The organism is Luteibacter sp. CQ10 (genome assembly GCF_040900725.1).
Taxonomy (GTDB): domain Bacteria; phylum Pseudomonadota; class Gammaproteobacteria; order Xanthomonadales; family Rhodanobacteraceae; genus Luteibacter.
Genome location: NZ_JAEUYM010000013.1, coordinates 1 through 8,020 on the forward strand (window position 1 = coordinate 1; position 8,020 = coordinate 8,020).

The 8,020-nt window shown below is 69.0% G+C and carries 1 protein-coding gene; it reads right to left on the minus strand.

Translation table 11 applies throughout. The annotated features are described in order from the left end of the window. Nucleotides 1-8,020 (minus strand): SDR family NAD(P)-dependent oxidoreductase (locus tag JNG39_RS20980; protein WP_368313909.1); only part of this gene is annotated, 8,020 nt, incomplete at both ends.

An 8,020-nucleotide genomic window follows, 5' to 3' on the forward strand; every position in this document is an offset into this window, starting at 1 on the left:
CCAGGTGGTTCCACAGCGTCGCCACGTCGGGCGAGCGCGGGTAGCGCCCGCTCACCCCGACGATCGCGATCGGAGCGCGGGTCGGATCGGCGGAACGCGCGACCGGTGCGTCCTCGCGCCGTGGCGGCGCATCCGCCGTGATGCCTTCGGCCGTCACGGCATCGATCGAGGCGACCTCGCCCACCGCCCCATCCAGCACCGGCACGTGCGCCTCGACGATATGCGCGACCAACCGGTTGACCGAATTGAAGTCGAACATGCTCGTGCTGGTGAGACGCGTGCCGAGGGCGGCATTGATCGCGTCCACCGTGGCCACGGCCTGCAACGAATCCAGGCCGTATTCCGCGAAGGAGGCATGCGGCTGGATGTCCGACAGTTCGATCAGCAGCAACGCCGAAAGCTTTTCCAGAACGACCTGGCGCACGTGCGAGCGCAGCCACGGCGTATCCGTCGTCGCGGCGACCGCGTCGACGATGCGTGGCCGCGGCATGTCCGTGACGGCAGTGGCGGGATGGGGCGCGCGGTCATCGACCAGCGTCACCCCCTGCAGCGCCCCGGTTCGATGCGTCTTCAGATACGCGATCCGCGTCGCGTCGCTGCCGAGCAATCGCTCCAGCGCCTCGAAGCCCTCGGCGGGATCGATCGAGCCCATGCCCGCGTCCACGAGCCAATGCTGGAAACTGGTCAGCTCGCGAGCGATGCCGGTGTTTCCCCAATATCCCCAGTCGACGACCTTCACCGCGCAGCCCATGCCGTCGCGCCACTGGCGTGCGTAGGCATCGACGAACGTGCTCGCCGCAGCGTAATTGGACTGCCGCCGCGTTTTCTCGAGGGCCTGGATCGACGAGAAGAACACGAGGAAGTCCCGCACGTGGCCAGCGAACACATGGGCGGTGGCCACGGCCGTGTCGATCTTCGCCGAAGTCACGGCGACGAAACGTTCCCGCGTCATTCCCGCCAGGTCGCTTCCGCTCATCACGAGGGTGGCATGCACCACGCCGTCGATCGCGCCATGGCGCGCGAGAATCGCGTCGCGCGCCGCGCCGAGGGCGTCGACGTCGCGCGCATCCACCGACAGATAGGTCGGCGGCTCGCCCCACGTCGTCAACCTTGCGCGACTCGCTTCGATCGCGTCGTCGGCCGCGCGGCGACCGAGCCAGACCACGCGGGCACCGTGCTCGCGCATCAGCCGCTCCGTAAGCGCTTCACCGATGCCGCCGGCCCCGCCGACGATCACGTAGACGCCGCCCTGGCGATACACGGGTGCGCCGGGAGGCGGCAACTCGCACGGCACGTAGATCTCGCGAAACCAGTTGCCGTCACGCCAGGCCACGCCGTTGCCGTCGGGATCGCCGGGCAAGGCCGCGTGCGCGCCGACGGCGTCCAGCCGCGCGGCCTCGTCGGTGACGTCGACCAAGCGTATGCGCCACCGCGGATACTCCTTCGCCGTGCTGCCCATCAGTCCCCAAACTCCGGCATGCGTGGCATCCACGACGTCTTCGTCGCCGATCGCCTGGCATTGCCGCGTGATCGCGCTGAGTTCGAGTTCACGGTCGCCGTAGCCGAGTTCGAGCAGCGCCTTGATCAAGGCGAGGCCACGCAGGATTCCGCCGTCCTGTGCCGCGACCAGTGATGCGGGCGATGCATCGCCGGTCGATGCAGGCAACAACCAGATAAGCCGCTTGAACTCGCCCGACGCGGCAAGGCGCGAAGCGAGCGACGCATCGTCCACGTCCACGCCCCCGACGATGCGCGCGCCGGGATAGCGCAGGCGCAATGCATGGTGACGCGCGTCGTCGTCGTCCACGATGACCCAGGCCTCGCCGGACGCCCTCGACGGGTCGCCCAGGAGCGCCGCCGGCAACGCCTCCCACCGCGGCGCGAGCGTGAGCGTGCCCACCGGGCCTTCCATCCGTGACGGAACGGGCGCAACCTTTTCGTCGGCCGGGTTGGCCGTGCGAGGAACGGGAGGCGGCGCTCCATCCGGCGACTTTGGCGGCTGTACCCAATAGCGCTGCCGGGAGAACGGATACGTCGGCAGGGGCACCCGCCCCTGTTCGCCGGGCATGAACAGCGCGCCGTAATCGAGCGCGTAGCCCTGCGTATAGAGATCGGCGACAACGGCGAGCCGTTCGAGGCGTTCGTCGGCCGCACCGCTCGCGCAGGCGGCGACGCATGCGTCTCCATGGCTGCGCAGTGCCGCGCTCTCGCGCACGCTCTGCTCGGTCAGCACGCCCGCGTGTACCTCGTCGCCGGCCGCTCCCGCGAGCCAGCGGTCGAGAAGATCGAGCAATCGCTCGCGATCGGTCGCGACGCAGGCGAGGCGGTGGGCGAGATGCTTGCGCCCCATCAGCAACGTGTAGCTCACGTCGCCCAGGTGCGGGGCGTCCCGATCGGACAGGTGCGCGAGCAGGCGAGCCGCCTGCTCGCGTAGCTGTTCCGCGGTACGCGCCGACAGCACCACCAGGTAGGCCGACCGTCGAACCACCGTTGGCGCACGCGCGGGCGCCTCCTCGAATACCAGATGCGCGTTGGTGCCGCTGAAGCCGAAAGAACTCACCGTGGCCAGGCGCGGCTGCCCGGCCGGAGCGGTCCACTCGCGATGCGAGGTGTTCACGTAGAACGGACTGTCCTCGAAATCGATGTGGCTGTTGCCGGATTCGAAGTGAAGCGACGCCGGGATGGCCCGATGCTTCAGTGACAGCAACACCTTGACCACGCCCGCCACGCCCGCCGCGGCGGCGGCGTGACCGAGATTGGTCTTGATCGAACCGATGGCGCAATATCGGCGCCGGTCCGTGTACCGGCGGAAGGCGCGGGTCAGCGCCTGGAATTCGATGGGGTCGCCGAGTTTCGTTCCGGTTCCGTGCGCTTCCACCATGGTGATGCGTGCCGGGTCGATGCCGAAGGCGTCGTACACCTGGCATTCGAGCCGTTCCTGCGCGAGGGCACTCGGCGCGGTGATCCCATTGGTCGCACCGTCCTGATTGACGCCGCTGCCGCGAATCACGCCATGGATGTGGTCGCGGTCGCGCAGCGCGTCGTCGAGCCGTTTCATCACCAACACGGCGACGCCTTCGCTCGATACGAAACCGTCGGCGCGATCGTCGAAGGTATGGCAGCGCCCAGTCGGCGAGAGCATGCCCGCATGGCCCGCCGACACCTGGAAACGCTCGCCGGTCTGGATGAACACGCCACCGCTCAGCGCGATGTCCACCTCGCCCGTGCGCAGTGCCTGACAAGCCATGTGCATGGCCACCAGCGAACTCGAGCAGGCGGTGTCGATCGCGACGGCCGGGCCGTGCAGGTTGAGGAAATACGAGATGCGCGCCGGCATCACCGAGGCGGTGTTGCCCCAGAATGCCTGTGGCGGGGCGGAGCCGCCGAATAGCGAGCTGTAGTCGCCGCCGGTGCCGCCCAGGTAGACGCCGCAGGTACTTCCCTCGATCGCCGCGCCTACGTAGCCGGCCTCCTCGAGGGCCTTCCATGCCTCTTCAAGAAAGAGCCGCTGCTGCGGATCCATATACGTGGCTTCGATGCCGGAGATGTTGAAGAACAGCGCATCGAAGAGGTCGATGTCGTCCACCGTGCCACGGCGCATGCCCACCGCCGCGCCGAGCAGGTCGTCGCCACGGGCAAGGTGGTTCCATAGCGCGGCGGTGTCCGCCGCCTGCGGATAACGCGCGCTCATGCCGACCACGGCGATGGCACTCCGAGGCACGACGACGTCCGCTACCGGCGCGCTTTCGGCCACCGCCGGCGGCGCCGCCTGTCGGGCCGGGGCCCTGAACACCGCGGCGACCGGGCGCGATACGGAGCGTGGCGACTCAGGCGCTTCGCCGCTCGGCGAACCGCTGGGACTGACCGCCAGCGCGGCGCCGTGCTCGGCGACGATATGCGCGGCCAACCGATTCACCGTGGCGTGGTCGAACAGGCTTGTACTCGCCAGCTGGATGCCCAGCCGTTGGCCGATCACCTGCACCGCCTGCACGCCGAGGATGGAATCCAGGCCGTAGTCGGCGAAGGATTCGTCGAACTGGACCTGCTCCACAGACACCATCAACGCATCGGCGATGATCCTTGCGATGACGCTCTTGATGCGATCGTCGTCGATCGCGCCCGTGGCCGGCGCGGGTCGGGCCGGACGCGCGGGCACGACCGGCTTTGGCGTGGCGTCATGCGTACGCGCCTGGTCGCGCTGGCGAACGATGCCGTCGCTATGAGCCTCGATGATCTGTTGTCCCAGTGCCTGCTGGGCCTCTTCCGGAAAGCGGATGGCCTGGAAACCCTCCGCTTCGAGCACCCGCGCCCAGGCGTCGGAGCGCAGCGCGGGCGAACCCGGCAGACGCAACGCGGTGTCCGTGAAACGCCACCAGCCTTCGGTGAGCCCGAAGGTGAGATGGGCGACCAGGCTGAAGCAGTTGATCTCGTTGATCAGGATCAGTCCGCCGCCGCGAAGGGCCGCCTTTGCGTTGCGCAGGGTCTCGCGGATGTCGCGCGTGGCGTGCAGCACGTTCGTGGCGATCACCACGTCGTACGCGCCCTCCTCCACCGACTGTGGTGCGAGAGGCCGTTCCACGTCGAAGATCTGGTAGCGAAGGTACGGATTGTCGGCCCCGTAGCGTTGCTCGGCATGTTTGAGGAACGCGCGCGAGACGTCGGTATAGGCGTACTCGTCGATCGAACCGGCCCAGGGCCGCAGCGCCTCGAACACAGCCGCGCTGGTACCACCGGTGCCTGCGCCGATTTCCAGCAGTCGCAGGCGGCGGCGGGGCGCTTCCGTCATCCAGCGGTCCACGGTATCGGTCAGCCGGGCCACGAGTACGCCGTTGAAATGGTCCGACAGAGGATTGGACTGGTACATCCCCTCGACGGCATCCATCGACGAGCGCGGGAACAACACATCGGTGGCGCGCAGGTCGCCGGAAAGGATCGACGGCAGCGCGCGAAGCATCGCTTCCAGCAGCTTTCCGTGCGCACCGTCGCCGTCGGCACGATCTTCCGCCTCCCAGACGTGCCATGGCGTCACGTCGTCGGGCTCGTTCGCCGACAGGTTGCCCTTGCCGTCGTCCCGCAACCAGCCGTGGGCCACGAGCAGGCGCACGGTGTGCTCGAACCAGCGTTCGTGGATCGCCGGCAGGCCGACGCGACGTTTCCAGCCGGCGACGTCGCAGGGAGACCATGGCGATGCCTGCATGGTGAACAGGCCCATGGATCGCAGTTGCGCGCCCACCAGCCGGATCAGCAAATGGTCGGCCGGCGAAGGCAGCGCATCGCCCGCGTGCACCGACGGAGGTGGCTCGGCACCGCCGGCGTCCCACCACCGTGCCAGGTCGTGAGGCACCGGCAAGGCGCTCAGCCGCTCGTCGCCGATCGACGCGTTGAGGACGCCCCATGCCGTGGTCTTGACGAAGGCGAGTCGGTCCAGGCCACCGGCGAGGAGCCGGTCGAGCGCGGCCATGGCTTCGGCCGGTTGCAGCGAGCCGACGCCGATCTGCGCCATGCGTTCGCGATGGAACGGCGTGGCCACGGAACCGATCTCGCCGAAATACCCCCAGTTCATCACCTTGACCGGACACGCCCACATCGGTGCGGACGCCTGCGCGAACGCGTCCTTGAACGCGCAGCCCGCCGCGTAGTTGCTCTGGCCGGCGGACTTGCTGAAGGTCTGGAACGAGGAAAAGAACGCGACGAAGTCCAGGGGAAGATCGGCGAATACCTGCGCCACGCGCACGCTGACGTCGACCTTCGCGGCGAGGGTCGCCATGAAGTCGGTTTCTTCCATGCCCAGGAGGCTTCGGTCGCGCAGCACCAGCGCGGCATGCACCACGCCGTCGATACGCCCGAACCGTTCGAGCACGTCGTCGCGCGCGCGCTCGAGCGCGGCCCGGTCGGTTGCGTCGGCCTGGATGTACAGCGGCCGCGGTCCCAGCCGGGCGAGCCCGTCCATGCGCCGTTCGATGTCGCCGTCGAGCACGCGCCGGCCCAGCCACGCCACCTGCGCGCCGTGGCGTTCGATGACGTGCTCGCTGAACACCGCGCCCAACCCGCCCGCGCCGCCGATCACGACGTAGACGCCGCCGTCGCGATACAGCGGCTCGTCGGTGGCGATCGCCTCGACCCGCAGCAGGCCCTGGCGGAACCACTCCCCGTTCCGGTACGCCCAGGCTTCGCCCTGCGCGTCGGCGGGCAGTGCGAGGATGGCCTCCAGGGGCAGCGCCTCGTCCACCGGCAGGTCGACCAGCCGGATCGACCAGCCCGGATGTTCCTTGGCCAGCGATCCGATGAAGCCATGCACGCTCGCATGCGCCGGATGCAGCGCGTCGCCCGGCTCGACGGCCTGCGCCTGTCGCGTCAGCACGGTCAGGGCCAGGTCGCCGCCGTCGTGCCCGAGCGCGATCAACGCCTTGACCAGCCGAAAACCCAGGAGCACGCCGTCTCGCTGCGCGTCGATCAAGGCGTCGCCACGCCACGCGGCGGCGGACGGCGGCACGATCCATATCACGTGCCCGAACGGACCCGCTTCGGCGAGCATGCGCGCGATCGTCGCTGCATCGTCGTCGCGGCCCGGCGACAAGGCGCAGGCACCCGGATAGCGATCGGCGATCCGTTCCCGCTCCGTGGCCGTACCGCCGATGACCAGCACCGGCACATCGGGAACGCCGGGCACGGCATCGGCCGCTGGCGGAGCGATCGTGCTCCAGCGGGGTGCGAGCGAACACGTGAACGGCTCGTTCGCACCGTCGAGGGCGGGGCCGGGCACCGCCCCTGCCTGCGTGCCGTCGAGCGGGCGCGCCATGAAGCCGCGCAAGGCCACGCGCACGACGCCGTCCTCGTCGCAGACGGCCAGGTCGAACCGCGATGCACCGGTGTCCCCCGCACGATGGGAACGGGTGACGTGGACGAAACCTCGTTCAGGCGTCGGGCCATGGACGACCAACTCATCCAGCGCAAAGGGCAGTTGCGCGCCCCGTCCATCCATCGCATCCAGCGCGAAACCGGTCGTCGCCTGCAGGGCGCCGTCGAGAAACCCGGGATCGAGCCCAAACGCCATGTCGCCGCGCCTGGTGGGAAGCGCAAGCGCCGCCACGACGAACGGACCTTGCGCGACGACGCCCGAGCCGATCCATTCCAGCGTGCGGTACATCGGTCCGTAGTCCAGGCCGGCGGCACCGAACATCGCGTAGCAGGCATCGCCGCCCACGCGGCGATCGCATGCCTCGCGCAACCGCTCCGGCTCGAGCCGCTCGACGCCCGTTCCGTCGACAAGGGTCGCCATGCCGCGTGAGTGCAACACCGGTGCGCCGTCGCGCACGCTCGCATAGACTTCGAAACAGGCTTCGCCCTGGTCGTTCCACGCCAGTTCGTAGTGGACACGGGTCGGCTCGTCGACCACGAGGGGTCGCAGCCACGTCACGTCGCGGAGGGCGACGCACGCCGCGGCATCGCCGAGCGAGGCTCCCGCCGTAAGCCGGACCGCCTCGCGAACGCCCTCCAGATAAGCCACGGCCGGCAACACCGGCGAGGTTCCCACCCGATGATCGCGAAGGAATGCCTCGTCGCCCGAGAACACGCTTCGAAAGCGCAGACCCGTCATGTCCGACACGTTCTCATGCAGAAGCGGATGCAGCACGCCGCGCGCCGTTGGCGCGGCCGTCGCCACGCCGGGCGCCACGGCAGGAAGCCAGTGCCGCTCGCGTGCGAACGGATAGGTCGGCAAGGGTCGGATGCGTGGCGATACCTCGCCGTGCAGCCGGGTCCAATCGAACGCCATGCCCTTCACCCACCACTCCAGTACCTTGTCGAAGCGGCCCCGTTCGAGCCATGCCGCGACGACGTCGCCGAGATCCTTTTCCTCGACGAACAACGAAAGCGCCTCGCGATGCTGCTTGACGTTTCCATGGAACATGTCGGGCGCGCCGGCTTCACCGGCCAGGAAGCGCTGCAGGCTCGCCCGCAGCGCGGCCATCGACGTGGCGGTGAAGCCCAGCCGGTGTTCCATCGCCTCGCGGCCCACCTG